Below are 17,866 nucleotides of genomic sequence, written 5' to 3'. Positions count from 1 at the left end.
AACGCCCCGAGGGCCGTCCGTGTCCTTGGCCACGGACGGCCCCCGGTGGGGGTGGGGCGGTCGGCTCAGGTGCGGGTGACCTCCAGTTCGGCGGGGGCCTCCGGCGCGGTCTCCTCCTCGTCGGCGCGGCGGGTCAGCGCCTCACCCTCCACATCGACGTGCGGCAGCATCCGGTCCAGCCACTTCGGCAGCCACCACGCCTTGTCGCCGAGCAGCGCGAGCACGGCGGGCACGATCGCCATCCGGACGACGAACGCGTCGAACAGGACCGCCGAGGCCAGCCCGAACCCGATCATCTTGATCATGGAGTCGCTCTCGCCGATGAACCCGGCGAACACCGCGATCATGATCAGGGCGGCGGCCACGACCACCCGGGCGCTGTGCCGGAAGCCGCTGGTGATCGCCTCGTCGGCCGGGTCGCCGTGGACGTACGCCTCCCGCATCCGGGAGACCAGGAACACCTCGTAGTCCATGGCCAGGCCGAACACGATGCCCACCAGGAAGATCGGCATCAGGCTCATGATCGGGCCGGTCTGCTCCACGCCCAGGAGCTCCGCGCCGTGGCCCTGCTGGAAGACCAGGACGACCACACCGAGCGACGCGAGCACCGACAGCAGGAAGCCGAGGGCCGCCTTGAGCGGGACGAGCAGCGAGCGGAAGACGACCAGCAGCAGGATGACGGCCAGACCGACCACCACCAGCAGATACGGGACCAGCGCGGACTGCACCTTGTCGGAGATGTCGATGTTCAGCGCGGTGGTGCCGGTGACCTCGAACGTCGCCCCGGTCTCCTGCTCGATGCCGGGCCGCTCGTCCCGGATCGTGGTCACCAGGTCCTTGGTCTTCTCGTCGGTCGGCGCGGTGGTGGGCACCGCCGAGAAGACGGCGGTGTCACCGGCCTCGTTGAAGCGCGCGGGGGAGACGGACACGATCCCCTCGGTGGCGCCGATCTCCTTCGCGATCGTGTCGGCGGCGCTCTTGGCGTCGTCGACACCCTTGGCGTCCACCACGATCGTCAGCGGCCCGTTGAAGCCGGGCCCGAAGCCCTCGGCGAGCGCGTCGTAGGCCCGGCGCTCGGTGGTGGACGTCGACTTGGCCTCGTCGCCGGGCATGCCCAGCTGCAGACCGGTCATCGGCACCGCGAGCGCGCCCAGGCCGATCACGCCGAGGACCAGCACGGGAATCGGGCGGCGCAGCACGAACCGGGACCAGCGGGTGCCCCCGTTGTCCTTGCCGCTCTCCTCGATACGGCCGCTCTTGCGGTCCTTGCGCGACAGCACGGCGTTCGGCCAGAAGCCGAGCAGGGCCGGGACCAGCGTCAGCGCGATCAGTACGGCGACGACGACCGCGCCCGCGGCGGCCAGCCCCATCTTGGTCAGCATCGGGATACCGACCACGGACAGCCCGGCCAGCGCGATGACGACGGTGAGCCCGGCGAACACGACCGCCGAGCCGGCCGTGCCCGTGGCGAGGGCGGTCGCCTCCTGCGGCGAACGGCCCTTGGCGCGTTCCTCGCGGTAGCGGGAGACCACGAACAGGGCGTAGTCGATGCCGACCGCGAGCCCCAGCATCATCGCCAGGGTGCCCGTGGTGGTGGACAGGCCGAAGGCGTCGGACAGCGCGAGGATCGTGGCCATGCTGAAGCCGACCCCGACCAGCGCGGTCAGCAGCGGCAGCCCGGCCGCGGCCAGCGAGCCGAAGGTGACCAGCAGGACGACGGAGGCGATGGCGACACCGATCACCTCGGCCATGCCGCCCGCACCGCCCTGCTCGGCCATCGCGGTCCCGCCGGCCTCCACGGTCAGCCCGGAGTCCTGGGCCTTGTGGAGCGTGTCCTCCAGGTGCGCCTTGCCGGCGTCGGTGAGGTCGTTCGCGGTGACCTTGTAGGTGACCGTCGCGTACGCCGTGGTGCCGTCCTTGCTGACGGCCTGGGCCTGGAACGGGTCGACCGCGCTCGCCACCTGCGAGCCGTCGGCCAGCTCGGCCACCGTGTCCTCGATGGCCTTCTTGTTCTCGGTGGCGGTCACCTTCTCACCGCTCGGCGCGACGAACACGACCCGGGCGGTGGCGCCGTCCGCCGTGACGCCGGGGAAGCGCTGCTCCAGCAGGTCGAACGCCTTCTGGGACTCGATGCCCGGCATGGAGAACTCCTCGTCGGAGGCTCCGGGGGCCTTGAGGGCGCCGACGCCGACGGCGCCCAGGACCGCCGCCCATATCAGGAGGACGTACCAGCGTTTGCGGAAGGCCAGCCGGCCCAGCCGATGAAGGAAGGTTGCCATGGGTCGCAGGTCTCCACGTCGGAAGTCTTCAGAGGAATGAAGAGGTCTCGGATGCCTGCCAAGACTCCCGTTCCGGGGCCCGTCCCGTCGTCGTGCGGCTGCCGACAATCGCGGGTACTCAGTACGCAGTACGACACGAGCGCCGGGTCACCCCGGGGTATGACCGGGGCGTCACCGGGGTATGACCCAAGATCGGCCTACATGGAGTGCAGGGTGTCGCGGGACGCCTTGATGAACGCCCTCAGCGCGTCCCAGAACGGCGTGTAGCAGCCGTCGAAGCGGGCTACGGCGCCGGTGTCGCCCTCGATCATGGCCTCGATCGCCTTGTGGAAGGGGCTCGTCGCCCGCCGGACCTTGTTGGCGAGTTCGGCGACGTCCTCGGGCCCCTCCAGCGAGACGACCCAGGTGAGGTTCCGCAGCGCCGCGTACTCGTCCCGCTGCCGCTCCCGCAGCCGCCGCAACTCCTCGATCCGCTCCGGCCCGAGCCCGTCCTCGGCGCCCCGGACCACGTCGGACACCTTCCAGTGCACGTCGTTCAGCCGCTGCGCCTGCTCCATGAACTCCGCGTACGCCGTCCTGCGCGCCGCCCGCAGCCGCTCCACGCGCTGCGCGTCCGCCGTCGTGTCCGCCTGGATGCGCGCCGCCCGCGCGGTCCCCCGGCTCGTCACCCAGCTCGCGAGCACGGCCGTACCGGCGGTGAGCGAGGCGATCCAGAACGCGCTGTCAGCCATGGCGGGAGTCCAGCGAGCGTGCGGTGACCCCGGCCAGATGGGCGGTGAAGACCTCACGGGCGTCCGGGGTGAGGGTGCGCAGGGCGACCAGGGCCGTGACGACCACGTCGCACAGCTCCGCCTGGACGTCCTCCCAGGTGTGGGTGATGCCCTTGCGCGGGTTCTGCCCGGTCACGCCGATGACCGCCTGCGCGACCTCGCCTACCTCCTCCTGGAGCTTCAACAACCGCAGCAGCAGGCCCTCTTGACCGCCGTGGGGCTGGCCGGCCTCCAGCCAGGCGTGGAGGTGGGAGACCGACTGCCAGAGGTCGGGGGCGCCGGTGCCGACGTCGTCGGGGGAGTGGGGGTGCCCGGGATGCTCGCTCATGGGCGCAGCTTGTCACGCGCCTGTGACAGCCGAGGTCACTCCTCGAACAACGCCTCCTGCTCGCCCTCCTTCGCCTTGCGCACCCGCTGGTTGCGCATGCCCACGACCACGGTGGTGACCGCGGCCGTACCGGCGAGCGCCACCGGGACCATCCAGCCCCGGTCGAAGACATGGCGGAACGCGTGGTCGAGGGAGAGCCGGCCGGGCCCGGTGACGGCGAGGCCCGCCGCGGCCAGGCCCAGGGTCGCGGCGTACTCGTAGCCGCCCTCGGCGTTGAAGAAGCCGTTGGGTGCGTGGATCGCGGTCGCGCCGCCCATCGCGCCCGCCGCGGCGGCACCGGCCGCGGGTGTCGCGAGGCCCAGCGCGAGCAGCGCGCCGCCGCCCGTCTCGGCCAGCCCGGCCGCGGTGGCACTCGCCTTGCCGGGCGCGTACCCGACGGACTCCATGAACTGGCCGGTCCCCTCGATGCCGTGGCCGCCGAACCAGCCGAACAGCTTCTGCGTCCCGTGCGCGGCGAGCACACCTCCCGCGCCCAGCCGGAGCAGCAGCAGTCCCAGATCACGTCGGTCGAATGAGGTCATGAGAACTCCCGGGGCAGCCCGTGCGTAGGTCCCCTCCCGCGTATCCACCGTCGCACCGATCACACCCGCCCGACCCGATCGCGCGCCCGTTCGGGTGGCGGCGAAGTCGCCCCTGTCCGCCGCGCGCCTCCGGTGGCGCGCCCCCGCCGGCGGTGTGAGGCTGGCGGCCATGACGATCGCACCCGCCAAACTCAGCGACCCGGCCGTCCGGGCCTTCGTCGCCGCGGTGAACGCCCACGACGAGGCCGCGTTCTTCGCGCTCCTCACGGACGACGCGACCATGTCGGACGACGGCTCCGACCGTGACCTCGCGGACTGGACCGACCGGGAGATCTTCTCCTCCCACGGCCATATGGAGGTCCAGCGCGAATCCTCCGGCGGCCGGTCCCTGGTCGCCAACTACCGCAACGACACCTGGGGCGAGATGCGCACCGCGTGGCGCTTCACGGTGTCGGAGGACGGCCGGATCAGCCGCTTCGAGACGGGCCAGGCGTAACACCCCGCACCGTCGGGCCGGCTGGGGGCTTGCGTTCGTGTGCACTCCAACTTCTAACGTCCGTGGTCATGGAGACGAACTCGCAGACGTCCGCACACCCGCTCACCTCCACCGACCCGTACACCAGGACCCTCGGCCGCAGCGGCATCCGGGTCAGCGCCCTCGGCTTCGGCTGCTGGGCGATCGGCGGTGAGTGGCAGACCCCCGACGGGCAGCCGCTCGGCTGGGGCAAGGTGGACGACGAGGAGTCCGTACGGGCGGTCCACCGCGCCCTCGACCTCGGCGTCACCTTCTTCGACACCGCCGACGCGTACGGCACCGGGCACAGCGAGCGGGTGCTCGGCCGCGCCCTCGGCAGGCGCCGCGCCGATGTCGTCGTGGCCACCAAGTGGGGCAACGTCTTCGACGAGCCGACCCGCACCCTCACCGGCCAGGACGACACCCCGGCGCACGCCCGGCGCGCCCTCACCGCCTCCCTGGACCGCCTCGGCACCGACCACGTCGACCTGTACCAGCTCCACCTGTCCGACGCCGCCCCCGAGCAAGCCGCCGAACTCCGCGAGACCTGCGAGGAGTTCGTACGGGAGGGGCTCATCCGGGCGTACGCGTGGAGCACCGACGACCCGGAGCGCGCCGCCGTGTTCGCCGAGGGACCGCACTGCGCGGCCGTGCAGCACCGGCTGAACATCCTCCAGGACGCGCCCGAACTACTGGCGGTGTGCGAGGAGTTCGACCTCGCCAGCATCAACCGCAGCCCCCTCGCCATGGGGTTGCTCACCGGCAAGCACTCCACCGGGCGCGCCCTGGAGGCCGGGGACATCCGTTCCACCCCGCCCGCCTGGCTGCCGGGCTTCACCGCCGACTCCGGCGCCGACCCGGAGTGGCTCGGCCGGGTCGAGGCGCTGCGCGAGATCCTCACCGGCGAGGGCCGTACGCTCGCGCAGGGCGCCCTCGCCTGGATCTGGGCCCGCAGCCCGCGGACCGTGCCCATCCCCGGCTTCCGCTCGGTCGCCCAGGCCGAGGAGAACGCGGGCGCCCTCGCGAAGGGGCCGCTCACCGCGGACCAGGTGGCCGAGATCGACCGAATCCTGGGGCGGTGAACGGCCCGTACGACGGCGGGTGAGGGGGCCTCAGTTCACGTACTGCTCCTGCGCCTGTCGCTGTTCCGTGAGCGTCAGCTGTCCCGCCTTGATGGTGGCGAGCCGGGGCGCGCGGCGGGCGATCGAGGAGTCGTGGGTGACCAGGACGAAGGTGAGGCCCTGCTCGCGCCACAGCCCCTCCAGCAGGGCCATGATCTCGTCGCGGGTGCCCTCGTCCAGGTTGCCGGTGGGCTCGTCGGCGAGGAGCACCTTGGGCCGCTTGACCAGGGCGCGGGCGATGGCGACGCGCTGCTGCTGACCGCCGGACAGCTCGGACGGGGCATGGGTGAGGCGCTCGCCCAGGCCCACCGAGCGCAGTGCCTCGGCGGCCCGCTCGCGCCGCTCGGCGGGCTTGACGCCGAGTGGGACGAGCGCGGTCTCGACGTTCTCCTGTGCGGTGAGCGTCGGGATGAGGTTGAACGCCTGGAAGATGATGCCGATCTTCTCGGCGCGCACCCGGGTCAGCTTGGCCTCGCTGATGGAGCCGAGGTCCACGCCGTCCAGCTCGACACTGCCCTCGGAGGGGCGGTCCAGACCGCCGATCATCTGGAGCAGGGTGGACTTGCCGCCGCCCGTGGGGCCCTGGATGACGAGCTGGTCGCCGTCCTCGATGACGAGGTCGATGCCGCGCAGCGCCTCGATCGTCTCCTTGCCCCGCTTGTAGCGCTTGGTGACGCCGGTGAGCTTGTACATGGGTTGGTCCTTAGGGGAGTTGGGGGCCGGAACCGGCTACGAGACGCTGCGGAGCGCGTCCGCGGGCCGCATCCGGGAGGCGCGCCAGCCGCCCATGGCCCCGGCGATCAGGCCGCCGGCGATGGCGAGGCCCGCCGCGAGCGCGATGGTGGACAGGGAGACGGGCGCGGAGAGCGCGATCTCCAGGGCGTCGGAGGTCTGCTGACCGGGGGCGCCGCCCCCGCCGGGACCGCCGCCGCCCGGTCCGCCGCCCATACCGCCGGTGCTGCCCAGCTCCGCCTTGAGGGTGGGGCTGATGGCGGTCACGGTGTAGGCGGCGGCGAGGCCGAGCGCGATCCCGAGGGCGCCGCCGAGCAGCCCGTTCACCATGGACTCGCCGACGACCTGCCGGGTGACCTTGCGGCTGGGCCAGCCGAGCGCCTTCAGCGTGCCGAACTCGCGGACCCGGCGGGAGACGGCCGAGGAGGTGAGGAGCGCGGCCACCAGGAACGCGGCGGCCAGCACGGCGAGGGACAGCCACTTGCCGACGCTGGTCGCGAGGTTGGAGGCGGTGGTCAGCGAGCCGGAGACGGTCTCGGCGAGGTCGGCGGAGGTGGTGACCGTGGTCCCCGAGATGTTCTTCTGGATGGTCGCCTTGACCGCGTCGATCTGCTGCGAGTCGGTGGCCTTGACGTAGATGGTGGTGACGGTGTTCTTGGCGTCGCCGAGCGTCTGCGCCTGCTTCAGCGGCAGATAGACGTCGGTGGTGGCCTCGCTGCTGTCGGGCGTCGCGATCCCGATGACCTTGTATTTGGTGCCGGAGATCTTGATGCTCTCCCCGACCGTGTACTCGTTCTCCTTGGCGTACGACTTGCTGAGCACCGCGACCTTGGCGTCGGTCTGCGAGGTGGTGAACGTCTTGCCCTTGGTGATCTTCGAGGTGGCGAGCGGGCCGAGGTCCTGGTCGGTGACGTCGACGCCGGCGACGGAGTAGCTGTTGACGCCGAAGGAGGCGCCGCCGCCCTCGACGCGGGGCTGGCTGGAGCCGCCGCCCTGGGTGTTGCCGCCGCCGGGACCGCCCTGGCCCTGCTGCTGCGAGGAGGAGTCGTCGGTGCGGGCCTCGCCCTGGGTGAAGGAGCCGTCGACCTTGGTGACGTTGAGGCTGAGGGCGCCCACGGCCTCGGCGACCCCGTCCTGCTTGGCGACCTTCGCGACGAGCGCGGACTTCAGGGTCTGCCCGCCCTGGGTCATCACCCGGTCCGAACTCTGCTCTTCTCCGTCGTCCCCGTCGGCGGTGGCGTCGAACTCGAATCTGGGTCCGCCCTGCTCCTCGTCGTCCCCGGACGGCGCCTCTCTGGCCTTGGTGACCGTCATGTCGGTGCCGAGACCGTAGAGCGACTGAAGGACCTTGTCCTGCGCCTGCCGCATCCCCGCCGAGACCGAGTTGACGGTGATGACCAGCGCGATTCCGAGCGCCAGACCCATGGCGATGACCAGAGCCGCCTTCTTCCGCCGGCTCAGCTCACGCTTGAGATAGATGCCAAACATCCCGTTCCTCAAAGGTTCTTGGCGCCCGCTGTGGGCGCGGTCACAAGCTAGGGAGGAACCTTTGAGGGGCCCTGAGGAAGGAATGTGCGGGGCCTGAGAAAACGGCGCCCGGCATCAGATTTCGATAAGACAGCGTATTCCTGAGCCGTCCATGGGCCCTTGCCAGGAAACGCGGCTTGGATACCGCCCGGAGAAGAGATGTCGGCGGGCGGCCGTTCCGCGCTCCGGTGCTTACCTCGCGGTCCCACGCGAGGTCCGCCCCCTTCCGGACCACGGAACGGCCGCCCGCCTCCCCCCTCGGGTTGGCCACGGAAGCCACCGCCTCCAAGTGTGAAGCTCTCGTGGAGACGAGTCCTGAGCATATGCCTGCCACGTGCTCTTATGGACCGGAGCATCAGCTTCCGTTTGTGCAAGTTGAGGCGTGGACGACTCCCGCCGCGACCGGCTCGGCCGCGCCTCAGCCCCGCCCCACGTACGGCATCGTCGTCGCCATCACCGTCGCGAACTGCATGTTCGCCTCCAGGGGCAGCTCCGCCATGTGCCGGACCGTGCGGGCCACGTCGGTCACGTCCATGACCGGCTCCGGCATCAGCTCCCCGTTCGCTTGCGGGACGCCCTTTGCCATGCGTTCCGTCATGTCCGTCGCCGCGTTGCCGATGTCGATCTGGCCGACGGCGATGCCGTAGGGGCGGCCGTCCAGGGAGAGGGACTTGGTGAGGCCGGTCAGGGCGTGCTTGGTCGCGGTGTAGGCGACGGAGTGCGGGCGGGGGGTGTGGGCGGAGATGGAGCCGTTGTTGATGATCCGGCCGCCCCGGGGGTCCTGGTCCTTCATCTGGCGGTAGGCCGCCTGCGCGCAGAGGAACGCCCCGTTGAGGTTGGTGTCGACCACGTGCCGCCAGGCCGCGTAGTCCAGCTCCTCCACCGGCACCCCGCCCGGCCCGAACGTGCCCGCGTTGTTGAACAGCAGGTCCAGCCGCCCGAACCGGTCGCGCACGGCGTCGAGCAGCGCGTCCACGTCACCGGGCCGGGAGACGTCCGTACGGACACACAGCGCCTCCGGGGACCCGCCCCCATGGGGGCCGGCGCCCGCCTCGGCCGCCGTCTCGGCGAGCCGGTCCTCGCGGCGGCCCGCCAGCGCCACCGACCAGCCGGTGCGCAGCAGTTCCACGGCCACCGCGCGGCCGATACCGGAGCCCGCGCCTGTCACGATCGCGATCTTGGTTCGCATAGCGTTCATGGCCTCGCAGCGTAAAGGAGGGCGTGGATCCGGCCGCGCAGGAAGGGCGCGCCATCCGGAACTCATCCGTCCGCCATCTGGGTGTTGTGTACGTGACAGAAGATCGTCGAACCTGGCCACTCCAATACCAAGGACAACACCCGTCAGGAGAGGGCCAGATGACACCCGCAGCCCACGAATCGACGCAGCCCCGTTCGTCGCACGCCCCCGAACTCCGCGCCGCCGCCCGGCACTTCGACCGCCGCCGCTTCCTCACCGTCACCGGCGCCGCCGCCGCGCTCGCCTTCGCGACGAACCTCCCCGCGGCCGGCGCCGCGGCCGCCGCCACGCTCGACGCGCGGCGGATCACCGAGAACCCCTTCACCCTCGGCGTGGCCTCCGGCGACCCGCTGTCCACCTCCGTACTGCTGTGGACCCGGCTCGCCCCGGCCCCGTACCAGCCGGACGGCGGACTGCCCGCCGAACGCGTCACCGTCCACTGGGAGTTGGCCCACGACGAGAGATTCCGACGGATCGTCAGACGCGGCACCGCCACCGCCCACCCCGAGTTCCACCACACCGTCCACGTCGAGGTCGGCTACCTCGCCCCCGGGCGCATCTACCACTACCGCTTCCGCGTCGGCACCTGGATCAGCGAGACGGGCCGCACCCGCACCGCCCCCGGCCGCGCCCAGCTGACCGCCGCCACCGGGCTCTCCTTCGCCGCCGTCTCCTGCCAGGCCTACACCGACGGCTACTACACCACCTACCGGCACCTGGCGGAGGACGACATCGATGTCGTCTTCCACCTCGGGGACTACCTCTACGAGTACGCGGTCAACCCGGCCGGCGGAAACCGCAAGTACACCGACCGCGTCCTGCCCGACGTCTTCAACCGGGAGACGGTCACCCTGGAGGACTACCGCCTGCGGTACGCCCTCTTCAAGACCGACCCCGATCTGCGGGCCGCGCACGCCGCACACCCGTTCGTCGTCACCTGGGACGACCACGAGACCGAGAACAACTACGCCGACGACATCCCCGAGAACGACGTACCGCCGGAGGAGTTCCTGCTGCGCCGCGCCGCCGCGTACCGCGCGTACTGGGAGAACCAGCCGCTGCGCACCCCGCAGAAACCCACCGGTCCCGACATGCGGCTCTACCGCCGCTTCGGCTGGGGCCGCCTCGCCCAGTTCGACATACTCGACACCCGCCAGTACCGCTCCAACCAGGCCTACGGCGACGGCTGGCAGACCCCGGGCCCGGACTCCGCCGACCCCGCGCGCACGATAACGGGCGCCACCCAGGAACGCTGGCTCCTCAACGGCTGGGCCGAGTCCGACGCCGTCTGGAACGTCGTCCCCCAGCAGGTCACCTTCTCGCAGCGGCGCAACGCCGTCGGCGACGCCTACAAGGTCTCCATGGACTCCTGGGACGGCTACACCGCCTCCCGCGAACGCCTCCTCGCGGGCGCGGAGGCCGCCGGCATCGAGAACCTGATGGTCCTCACCGGCGACGTCCACGTCGGCTACGCCTTCGACATCAAACGGGACTTCGACGACCGCGAGTCCCGCACCGTCGGCACGGAACTCGTCGCCACGTCGATCACCAGCGGCGGCAACGGCTCCGACAAGCCCGCCAACTGGGACACCTACATGACCGCCAACCCCCACATGCGCTTCTACAACGGCCGCCGGGGATACCTCACCGTCGCCCTCGACCGCGAGGCCGCCCGCGCCGACTTCAAGGCCGTGCCGTACGTGACGACCACCGGGGCCGGTATCTCCACGGTGGCCTCCTTCGCGGTGGAGGCGGGCACGCCGGGGCTCACACCGGCGTAGCCGCGGGGCTCACACCGGCGTAGTCACCAGCGCGTCGCCCCGACGGTCGTCCTCGCCGGGATAGCGCACCCCGATACGGTCGCGGATCGCGTCCAGGGTGCGCATCACGGCGAGGGTGCCGTCGAGGGGGACGAGCGGGGACTCCGTCTCGCCGGCGCGCAGGGCCCGCATGACCTCCCGGGCCTCGTGCCGGAAGCTGTTGCGGGGCCCGTCGGCCGGGTCCGCCGCGAAGGTCTGGGGGTCGCGTCCTTCGCGGTGCAGGACGAAACGGTCCGCGAAGAAGAAGCCGTCCGGGATGTCGATACGGCCCTCGGAACCGGTGACCGACGCGGTGGTGGCGGTACCGCCGACGATGGAGCAGTGCACCGAGGCGAGCGCGCCGCTCTCCCAGGAGAGCAGGGCCCCCGTCTGCAGATCGACGCCCTCGTCGGACAGCACCGCCTTCGCCGTCACCTCCGAGGGCTCCCCGAGCAGCAGATGCGCGAAGGAGATCGGGTACACCCCCAGGTCGAGCAGCGCGCCGCCGCCCTGCGCCGGGTCCCGCAGCCGGTGGGAGGGTGCGACGGGCCCGAGGATGCCGAAGTCGGCGTGCACCGTCCGCACCTCACCGATCGCGCCGTCCCGCACCATCGCCGCGAGCCGGCGCACCACCGGGTTGCAGTACGTCCACATGGCCTCCATCAGGAACCGCCCGCGCTCCCGGGCCAGCGCGACCAGTTCCTCGGCCTCCCGCACGTTCAGCGTGAACGGCTTCTCGCACAGCACGGCCCGCCCCGCCTCCAGACACATCCCGGCGGCCGTCCGGTGCGCCGAGTGCGGAGTGGCGACGTACACCACGTCCACGTCCGTGTCCTCGGCGAGCGCGCGCCAGTCGCCGTACGCCCTAGGTATCCCGAACCGTTCCGCGAAGGTCTTCGCCGAGGCCTCGCTGCGTGAGGCCACCGCCACGACCTCGGCGTCCGGCAGATCGACGAGGTCGGCCGTGAAAGCCGCGGCGATCCCTCCGGTCGCCAGGATCCCCCACCGCACTCGTCCGTCGTTCGACATCGCCACCCCTGTCCTCGGCCCCGGGGCGGGAATGTGACCCCACCCACGTCGTACGAGCTGAGAGCATAGGTGGCGGACCGAACGGAGAGGGAGGGGCACATGCCCGAGGGGCACATACCGGGCTCGGCACAGGCCGAGCCGGACACGACGACGTCGGGGGAGGCCGCGCGGCCACCGGCGCCGCCCGCGAAGCCCACGGCCCTCCGCCGTACCGGCCTCCTCGTCACCCTCATCCTCGGCGGGCTCACCGCGACCCCGCCGCTGGCGATGGACATGTACCTCCCGGCCCTGCCGGAGGTCACCCACTCCCTCCACGCCCCCGCCACCACGGTCCAGCTCACCCTCACGGCCTGTCTCGCCGGCATGGCGCTCGGCCAGCTCCTGATCGGCCCGATGAGCGACCGCTTCGGCCGCCGCCGCCCCCTGCTCCTCGGCCTCGCCGTCTACATCGTCGCCACCGCGCTCTGCGCCCTCGCCCCCACCATCGAGACCCTCATCGCCCTCCGGCTGGTGCAGGGCCTCGCCGGCTCGGCCGGGATCGTGATCGCCCGGGCGGTGGTCCGCGACCTGTACGACGGCGACGCGATGGCCCGTTTCTTCTCCACCCTGATGCTGATCTCCGGGGTGGCGCCGGTCATCGCGCCGCTGATCGGCGGTCAGATCCTCCGGGTCACGGACTGGCGGGGTGTCTTCGTCGTCCTCACGGGCATCGGTATCGCGCTCCTCGCGGTCGTCTGGGCGCGACTCCCCGAGACCCTCGCCCCCGCCGAACGCCACAGCGGCGGCATCGGCGAGACCCTGGGCGCCATGCGCGGTCTGCTCACCGACCGGGTCTTCATGGGCTACACGCTCGCCGGCGGCTTCGCCTTCGCCGCCCTCTTCGCCTACATCAGCGCGTCCCCGTTCGTGATCCAGGAGATCTACGGCGCCTCCCCGCAGACGTTCAGCCTGCTCTTCGGCGTCAACTCCGTCGGCCTCGTCGTCGTCGGCCAGATCAACGGCAAGGTCCTGGTCGGCCGGGTCGGGCTGGACAAGGTGTTCGCGGTGGGCCTGGCGATCGTGGCCGTCTCCGCGACCGCGCTGCTGCTGATGTCGCTCGGTGTCTTCGGCGAGGTCGGCCTGTTCCCCGTGGCGGCGGCCCTGTTCGTGCTGATGTCCGCGATGGGCGTCACCCTCCCCAACACCCAGGCGCTCGCGCTGATGCGGGTCCGGCACGCGGCGGGTTCCGCGTCGGCCCTGCTGGGTACCTCGTCCTTCCTGATCGGCGCGATAGCGTCCCCCCTGGTCGGCGTCGCGGGCGAGGACACGGCCGTGCCCATGGCCGTCGTCCAGGTGACCGCGACACTGGTGGCCGCGGCCTGCTTCATGGCACTGTGCCGTCCTTGGAACAGGCGTACGGCAGTGGGTACTTCGGCAGACGCACCGGTGGAGAAGACGCTGGGCAAGACGGTGGACACGACGGCGGACACGACGGCGGAGGGAGCGGAGAACTGAGCGCGCCGAGACTGCGCACGGACACCCCGGAACGGGCCGGACTCGACCCCGAGGAACTGCGCCGCCTCGTAGGGGACGTGCGCGCGCTGACAGAGGGGGAGCGGCCCCGGGCCCCCGCCGCCGTAGTCCTCGCCGGCCGCGGCCCCGTCGTCGCCGTCGAGGAGGCGGCCGGCTGGGCGGTCCGCTACGAGGCCTACGACGAACGCGCCGACCGGGGCCGGGAACTGCCGCCGGACGCCCGTGTCCCGGCGACCGTCCGCACCCCGTTCGACCTGGCCTCCCTCACCAAGCTGTTCACCGCCGTGGCCGCCGTCCAGCAACTCGAACGCGGCACGCTCGGTATCGACGCGAAGGTGGCGGCGTACCTTCCCGACTTCACGGGCGCCGCCGCGCACGGCCTCACCGTCCGCCACCTGCTCACCCACACCTCCGGGCTGCGCCCCGAACTGCCGCTGTACGACTGCCCGTCACCGGCCGCCCGGCTGGCGATGCTCCGCGCGGAGGCCCCGATGACGCCGCCGGGCGGGGCCCACCTCTACTCCGACCTGAACCTGCTGCTCCTGCAACACGTCTTGGAACGCCTCACCGGCCGCCCCCTGGACGTACTGATCCGTGACGGCATCACACACCCGCTGGGCATGGTGTCGACGACGTTCGGGCCCTGCCCGGCCGCCGCCGCGACGGAGGACCAGCGCCGGCCCTGGGCGAAGGCGGACCGGGGCCTGGTGCGCGGTGAGGTCCACGACGAGAACGCGTGGGCCCTCGGCGGGGTGGCGGGCCACGCGGGCCTCTTCTCCACCGCGCGTGACCTGGCGGTCTTCTGCCGCACCCTGCTGGCCGGGGGCTCCTACGGCCCCGCCCGCATCCTCGGCCCCGACTTCGTCGAGCTGATGCTCACCCCGCCCGGCCTCGGCTTCGCCCTCGACCAGCCCTGGTTCATGGGCGAGTTGGCGGGCCGGGGCGCGGCGGGCCACACCGGTTTCACCGGCACGTCCCTGGTCCTCGACCAGGCCACGGACACCTTCCTCATCCTCCTCACCAACACCGTCCACCCCCACCGAGGCGCTCCGCTCAACACAGCCCGAGCATCAGCGGGGACCCGGCTGGCACGGGCGGTACGGGGGATGTGAGGGGCGGGGGGTGAGGCGGTGGGGGGGGGGCGAGGCGGCCGGGGGGTGGGTCGGCATGGGGGTGGTGAAGCGGCACGGGGTTAGCGAGGCGGCCGGGGTAGGCCGGGCACGCGGGTAGTGAGGCGGCACGGGGGAGGCGAGGCGCGACGGGCCAGGGGCGCGGGCAGGCGGCCGGCCTTTCCGGCCGCGGTTGAGAGTCCCGCCGGTGCCGGTGCCGGTGCCGGTGGAGGTGGCTGTGCCGGTGGTCTTCCCGGCCCGTGGTGGCCGAGGGGGCGCGTGGCAGTAGGCGGAGCCGTGCGTGGCTGCGGGCCGGCGGACGACCTCTACGGCTGCGGTCGCGCGTCCCGCCGGTGGCCTTCCCGCCGTGGTCCGGAGCCCCGGCGTGGTCCGGAGCCACGCCTGTTGTCGCCGAGGGGGCGTGGCGCGGGCCTCGTGCTGGGGCGGTGCGGGTGGTGGTCGGCGTGGCTGTGGCCCGGGGCCCGGTCGGCAGTAGGCGGAGCAGTGGCCGGCCTCCCCGGTCGTGGCCCGGAGGTCCGTCGACAGCCGCCGAACCGGTGCGCCGTGGCCTCGTAGAATCGCCACGTGAACGTCCCCGTCTTCCCCGCCTCCCCCTCCCCGGCCTCCTCCGCCGACACTCTCCGTAGCGCGCTCGCCGGGCTGCTCGACGGGCTGCCGCCCAAGTCCGCCGCGCGGGCGGTGGAGCGGCTGATCGCGAACTACCGGGGGCGGACGCCCACCGACGTGCCCGTGCTGCGGGACCGGTCGGACGTGGTGGCGTACGCGGCGTACCGGATGCCGGCGACGTTCGAGGCGGTGTGCTCGGCGCTGGAGGCGTTCGCGGCGGCCGTGCCCGGGTGGGCCCCCGGCGGCCATGTGGACGTCGGCGGCGGCACCGGCGCGGCGACCTGGGCGGTCAACGCGACCTGGGCGGGCGGCCGTCCGGTGACGGTCCTCGACTGGGCGGAACCGGCGCTGACCCTCGGCCGGGAGATCGCCGCGGCGAACCCGGAGCTGAAGGCCACCGAGTGGCAGCGCTCCCGTATCGGATCGGCGCTCACCCTCGCCGACACCGACCTCGTCACCGTCTCCTACGTCCTCGGCGAGCTGACCGCCGCCGACCGCACAGCCGTCGTCGAGGCCGCCGCGACCGCCGCCCAGGCCGTCGTCATCATCGAACCCGGCACCCCCGACGGCTACGCCCGCGTCATCGAGGCCCGCGCACGGCTGGTCGCCGCCGGGTTCCACATCGCCGCCCCCTGCCCGCACAGCGCCGCCTGCCCCATCGTGCCCGGCGAGGACTGGTGCCACTTCTCGGCCCGGGTCAGCCGTTCCTCCCTGCACCGCCAGGTCAAGGGCGGCTCCCTGCCGTACGAGGACGAGAAGTTCAGCTACGTCGCCGCCACCCGCTTCGCCCCGGCCCCGGCCCCCGCCCGCGTGGTCCGCAAGCCCCAGATCCGCAAGGGCCAGGTCCTGCTCGACCTCTGCGAGACCGAGCCCGCCCTCAGCCGGACCACCGTCACCAAGCGCCACGGCCTCCTCTACCGGGCCGCCCGCGACGCCGACTGGGGCGACGCCTGGCCCCCGGCCGGACACGACGAACAGCCGGACAGGGCCTGACACAGCCCTGCGCCGCCGCAAAGCACCTGCAGATCGGCCGTAGACCGGCCGTACATCAGGCGTAAACCAGTTGCGGCGCCCGCTCCCCTTCCGGCTATCTCATTGATCATGTCCACCACCCCACAGCTGGCCGAGATAACCCCCGCCAACCTCCCCGCCGCGCTCGGCGTCCGGATCCGCCCCGACCAAGAACACCTGGTGGAGCCGGTCGAGAAGTCGCTGGCCGAGGCGTATGTGCACCCCGGTGTCGCCTGGCCCCGGCTCATCCTGGACGGGGACCGGGCCGTCGGCTTTCTGATGGCCTTCCTCGACATCGACTGGAAGGGCGACGGCTCGGGCACCGACATCCGCTCCGGGCTCTGGCGGCTCAACATCGCCGCGGACGCGCAGGGGCGGGGCTACGGCCGTTTCGCCGTCGAGTCGGTGGCCGCCGAGATCCGCCGCCGCGGCGGCGACCGCCTCTTCGTCACCTGGCACCCCGGCCCCGACGGCCCGGAGGCCTTCTACCTCGGCCTCGGCTTCCGTACGACGGGGGAGACCAGCGGCGGCCAGACGGTCGGGGTGCTGGAGCTGGCCGGATGACCGCCGACCCCGCCTCCCCGGCCGGCTTCTGCTGGCTGGACCTCAAGACCCACGACCTGCCCGGCACCGCCGCCTTCCTGGCCGCGGCCCTGGGCTGGCGCTGCGCCGTCGACGAGGACGACTGGCGCCGGGCGACGAAGATCAGCACGGCGGACGGTCACCTGGTCGGCGGGGTGAGCGACCTCGCTCAGCCCGTCTACCCGCCGGGGACCCCCGCCCACCTGGCCTTCTACCTGACGGTCGACGACCTCGACCGCCGTACGGCCACTGCGGTGGCGCACGGGGCGACACTCGTCGTTCCGCCCTTCGACGCGGGCGACCAGGGGCGCATGGCCACCCTGGTCGATCCGGTGGGCGCCGCCGTCTCGCTCTGGCAGCCGTACCGGTTCGGCGGGTGGCGGTTCCCGCCGGGCGCCTCCGACACCCCGCAGCACATGACCCTGGCCTGCGAACGCCCGGACCAGGCCCAGGACTTCTACCGCGCGGTCACCGGCACGGACGACATCGCCCACGCGGACTTCACCGACCGCACCGAGTTCAACGACCGCACCGACTTCACCGACGCCGCCACCGGGCGTACGGCCCCGAGGTGGGAGCTGACGGTCGGGGCCGACGACCCGGCCGCCGTCGCCGCACGCGTACGCGCGCACGGCCGGGGCCGGGCCACATGGCCCGACGACCCCGACCGTTCCGTACTGCGGCTGACCAGCCCGGAAGGCCTCACCCTCCAGGTGGCCCGGCCCCGGCCCCGGTCCCGGCCCCGGACCCGCACCTGATCACGAGGACTCGTCGCTCGCACGTTCCGCCCCGCGTTCCCCCTGTTTCCCTTGCCCGGCTTGCCTCTCCTGCTTCTCCTGCTTCTCCTGGAACCTGCGCAGCAGCTCCCGCTTCTGGGCCTGGGCGTCGAGCCCGCCGCCGACGCGGCCGTTCGCGGGGCCGCCGCGCAGGGCCGCGCGGCCCATGTTCCGGCGGGAACCGCCCACTCCCAGCATGTTCCCTGCTCCACCTCGGGTCATGACAGCTCCTTCGCTAGGGCCGAAGTAATGTGACGATACGGTTCGTCTCGTCACGCACTTCCCTCACCATGCGGCGAGACGCACCGTCTTGTCAACCTGATAAATTCGGA

General features: G+C 72.3%; 17 protein-coding genes. 8 read left to right on the top strand and 9 right to left on the bottom strand.

Annotation, left to right across the window (positions count from 1 at the left end; translation table 11 throughout):
- Positions 1-65 precede the first annotated feature (65 nt).
- From ACZ7MG_RS14930 to ACZ7MG_RS14915, 4 genes are all read right to left on the bottom strand, one after another.
- A complete protein-coding gene (locus ACZ7MG_RS14930; protein WP_471380443.1) occupies positions 66-2,279 on the bottom strand; it encodes an MMPL family transporter in 2,214 nt (737 codons plus the stop codon).
- A gap of 197 nt (positions 2,280-2,476) precedes the next feature.
- Positions 2,477-3,010 (bottom strand): hypothetical protein, encoded by a 534-nt coding sequence (locus ACZ7MG_RS14925; RefSeq protein ID WP_471380444.1) that lies wholly within the window; start codon positions 3,008-3,010, stop codon positions 2,477-2,479.
- Positions 3,003-3,377: a MazG-like family protein gene (locus ACZ7MG_RS14920; RefSeq protein WP_471380445.1), complete on the bottom strand. Its 375-nt coding sequence runs from the start codon at positions 3,375-3,377 to the stop codon at positions 3,003-3,005. The genes ACZ7MG_RS14925 and ACZ7MG_RS14920 overlap by 8 nt, the downstream gene beginning before the upstream one ends.
- Before the next feature lie 35 nt (positions 3,378-3,412).
- Positions 3,413-3,958 carry a DoxX family membrane protein gene (locus ACZ7MG_RS14915; protein WP_471380447.1) on the bottom strand — a complete coding sequence of 182 codons (546 nt, stop codon included), beginning with the start codon at positions 3,956-3,958 and terminating at the stop codon, positions 3,413-3,415.
- A gap of 169 nt (positions 3,959-4,127) precedes the next feature.
- On the opposite strand from ACZ7MG_RS14915, the gene ACZ7MG_RS14910 reads away from it, so the two are divergent.
- On the top strand, positions 4,128-4,454 hold the full coding sequence (locus ACZ7MG_RS14910; RefSeq protein WP_471380449.1) for a nuclear transport factor 2-like protein: 327 nt from the start codon (positions 4,128-4,130) through the stop codon (positions 4,452-4,454).
- A gap of 68 nt (positions 4,455-4,522) precedes the next feature.
- The gene (locus ACZ7MG_RS14905) at positions 4,523-5,554 is read left to right on the top strand and encodes an aldo/keto reductase (protein WP_471380451.1); all 1,032 of its coding nucleotides are present in this window, start codon (positions 4,523-4,525) and stop codon (positions 5,552-5,554) included.
- A 30-nt stretch (positions 5,555-5,584) separates the two neighbouring features.
- On the opposite strand, the gene ACZ7MG_RS14900 is transcribed toward ACZ7MG_RS14905, so the two are convergent.
- The 3 genes from ACZ7MG_RS14900 to ACZ7MG_RS14890 all read right to left on the bottom strand — a co-directional run bounded on the left by ACZ7MG_RS14900 (position 5,585) and on the right by ACZ7MG_RS14890 (position 9,050).
- Positions 5,585-6,286, bottom strand: a complete 702-nt coding sequence (locus ACZ7MG_RS14900) for an ABC transporter ATP-binding protein (protein ID WP_471380453.1) — start codon at positions 6,284-6,286, stop codon at positions 5,585-5,587.
- A 36-nt stretch (positions 6,287-6,322) separates the two neighbouring features.
- Positions 6,323-7,813: an ABC transporter permease gene (locus tag ACZ7MG_RS14895; RefSeq protein ID WP_471380454.1), complete on the bottom strand. Its 1,491-nt coding sequence runs from the start codon at positions 7,811-7,813 to the stop codon at positions 6,323-6,325.
- A 457-nt stretch (positions 7,814-8,270) separates the two neighbouring features.
- Positions 8,271-9,050, bottom strand: a complete 780-nt coding sequence (locus ACZ7MG_RS14890) for an SDR family oxidoreductase (RefSeq protein WP_471380456.1) — start codon at positions 9,048-9,050, stop codon at positions 8,271-8,273.
- A 158-nt stretch (positions 9,051-9,208) separates the two neighbouring features.
- On the opposite strand from ACZ7MG_RS14890, the gene ACZ7MG_RS14885 reads away from it, so the two are divergent.
- Positions 9,209-10,870: an alkaline phosphatase D family protein gene (locus ACZ7MG_RS14885; protein WP_471380457.1), complete on the top strand. Its 1,662-nt coding sequence runs from the start codon at positions 9,209-9,211 to the stop codon at positions 10,868-10,870.
- A 9-nt stretch (positions 10,871-10,879) separates the two neighbouring features.
- On the opposite strand, the gene ACZ7MG_RS14880 is transcribed toward ACZ7MG_RS14885, so the two are convergent.
- Positions 10,880-11,917: a Gfo/Idh/MocA family protein gene (locus ACZ7MG_RS14880; RefSeq protein ID WP_471380459.1), complete on the bottom strand. Its 1,038-nt coding sequence runs from the start codon at positions 11,915-11,917 to the stop codon at positions 10,880-10,882.
- A gap of 99 nt (positions 11,918-12,016) precedes the next feature.
- Here ACZ7MG_RS14880 and ACZ7MG_RS14875 point away from each other — a divergent pair, with 99 nt between their 5' ends.
- The 5 genes from ACZ7MG_RS14875 (at position 12,017) to ACZ7MG_RS14855 (ending at position 17,516) form a co-directional block, all read left to right on the top strand.
- Positions 12,017-13,411: a multidrug effflux MFS transporter gene (locus ACZ7MG_RS14875; RefSeq protein WP_471380461.1), complete on the top strand. Its 1,395-nt coding sequence runs from the start codon at positions 12,017-12,019 to the stop codon at positions 13,409-13,411.
- 77 nt (positions 13,412-13,488) lie between these two features.
- Positions 13,489-14,541: a serine hydrolase domain-containing protein gene (locus ACZ7MG_RS14870; protein ID WP_471380463.1), complete on the top strand. Its 1,053-nt coding sequence runs from the start codon at positions 13,489-13,491 to the stop codon at positions 14,539-14,541.
- A 582-nt stretch (positions 14,542-15,123) separates the two neighbouring features.
- Positions 15,124-16,158: a small ribosomal subunit Rsm22 family protein gene (locus ACZ7MG_RS14865; RefSeq protein WP_471380464.1), complete on the top strand. Its 1,035-nt coding sequence runs from the start codon at positions 15,124-15,126 to the stop codon at positions 16,156-16,158.
- Between the two features lie 108 nt (positions 16,159-16,266).
- Entirely contained in the window at positions 16,267-16,740 is a 474-nt protein-coding gene (locus ACZ7MG_RS14860) for a GNAT family N-acetyltransferase (protein WP_471380465.1), read from the top strand.
- Positions 16,737-17,516, top strand: coding sequence for a VOC family protein (locus ACZ7MG_RS14855; protein ID WP_471380467.1), 780 nt, complete (start codon positions 16,737-16,739; stop codon positions 17,514-17,516). The genes ACZ7MG_RS14860 and ACZ7MG_RS14855 overlap by 4 nt, the downstream gene beginning before the upstream one ends.
- Here ACZ7MG_RS14855 and ACZ7MG_RS14850 read toward each other — a convergent pair whose 3' ends face one another.
- Positions 17,517-17,756 carry a DUF6243 family protein gene (locus ACZ7MG_RS14850; protein WP_471380469.1) on the bottom strand — a complete coding sequence of 80 codons (240 nt, stop codon included), beginning with the start codon at positions 17,754-17,756 and terminating at the stop codon, positions 17,517-17,519.
- Between the last annotated feature and the right edge of the window lie 110 nt (positions 17,757-17,866).

Source organism: Streptomyces sp. NPDC107538 (genome assembly GCF_055657445.1).
This window is presented reverse-complemented; position numbering and strand designations above follow the sequence as displayed.

Coding starts and splice junctions, on each gene's coding strand:
- ACZ7MG_RS14875 (WP_471380461.1), top strand. CDS start 12,017: ATGCCCGAGGGGCACATACCGGGCTCGGCACAGGCCGAGCCGGACACG.
- ACZ7MG_RS14885 (WP_471380457.1), top strand. CDS start 9,209: ATGACACCCGCAGCCCACGAATCGACGCAGCCCCGTTCGTCGCACGCC.
- ACZ7MG_RS14905 (WP_471380451.1), top strand. CDS start 4,523: ATGGAGACGAACTCGCAGACGTCCGCACACCCGCTCACCTCCACCGAC.
- ACZ7MG_RS14895 (WP_471380454.1), bottom strand. CDS start 7,813: ATGTTTGGCATCTATCTCAAGCGTGAGCTGAGCCGGCGGAAGAAGGCG.
- ACZ7MG_RS14925 (WP_471380444.1), bottom strand. CDS start 3,010: ATGGCTGACAGCGCGTTCTGGATCGCCTCGCTCACCGCCGGTACGGCC.
- ACZ7MG_RS14890 (WP_471380456.1), bottom strand. CDS start 9,050: ATGAACGCTATGCGAACCAAGATCGCGATCGTGACAGGCGCGGGCTCC.
- ACZ7MG_RS14850 (WP_471380469.1), bottom strand. CDS start 17,756: ATGACCCGAGGTGGAGCAGGGAACATGCTGGGAGTGGGCGGTTCCCGC.
- ACZ7MG_RS14880 (WP_471380459.1), bottom strand. CDS start 11,917: ATGTCGAACGACGGACGAGTGCGGTGGGGGATCCTGGCGACCGGAGGG.
- ACZ7MG_RS14930 (WP_471380443.1), bottom strand. CDS start 2,279: ATGGCAACCTTCCTTCATCGGCTGGGCCGGCTGGCCTTCCGCAAACGC.
- ACZ7MG_RS14915 (WP_471380447.1), bottom strand. CDS start 3,958: ATGACCTCATTCGACCGACGTGATCTGGGACTGCTGCTGCTCCGGCTG.
- ACZ7MG_RS14860 (WP_471380465.1), top strand. CDS start 16,267: ATGTCCACCACCCCACAGCTGGCCGAGATAACCCCCGCCAACCTCCCC.
- ACZ7MG_RS14910 (WP_471380449.1), top strand. CDS start 4,128: ATGACGATCGCACCCGCCAAACTCAGCGACCCGGCCGTCCGGGCCTTC.
- ACZ7MG_RS14855 (WP_471380467.1), top strand. CDS start 16,737: ATGACCGCCGACCCCGCCTCCCCGGCCGGCTTCTGCTGGCTGGACCTC.
- ACZ7MG_RS14920 (WP_471380445.1), bottom strand. CDS start 3,377: ATGAGCGAGCATCCCGGGCACCCCCACTCCCCCGACGACGTCGGCACC.
- ACZ7MG_RS14900 (WP_471380453.1), bottom strand. CDS start 6,286: ATGTACAAGCTCACCGGCGTCACCAAGCGCTACAAGCGGGGCAAGGAG.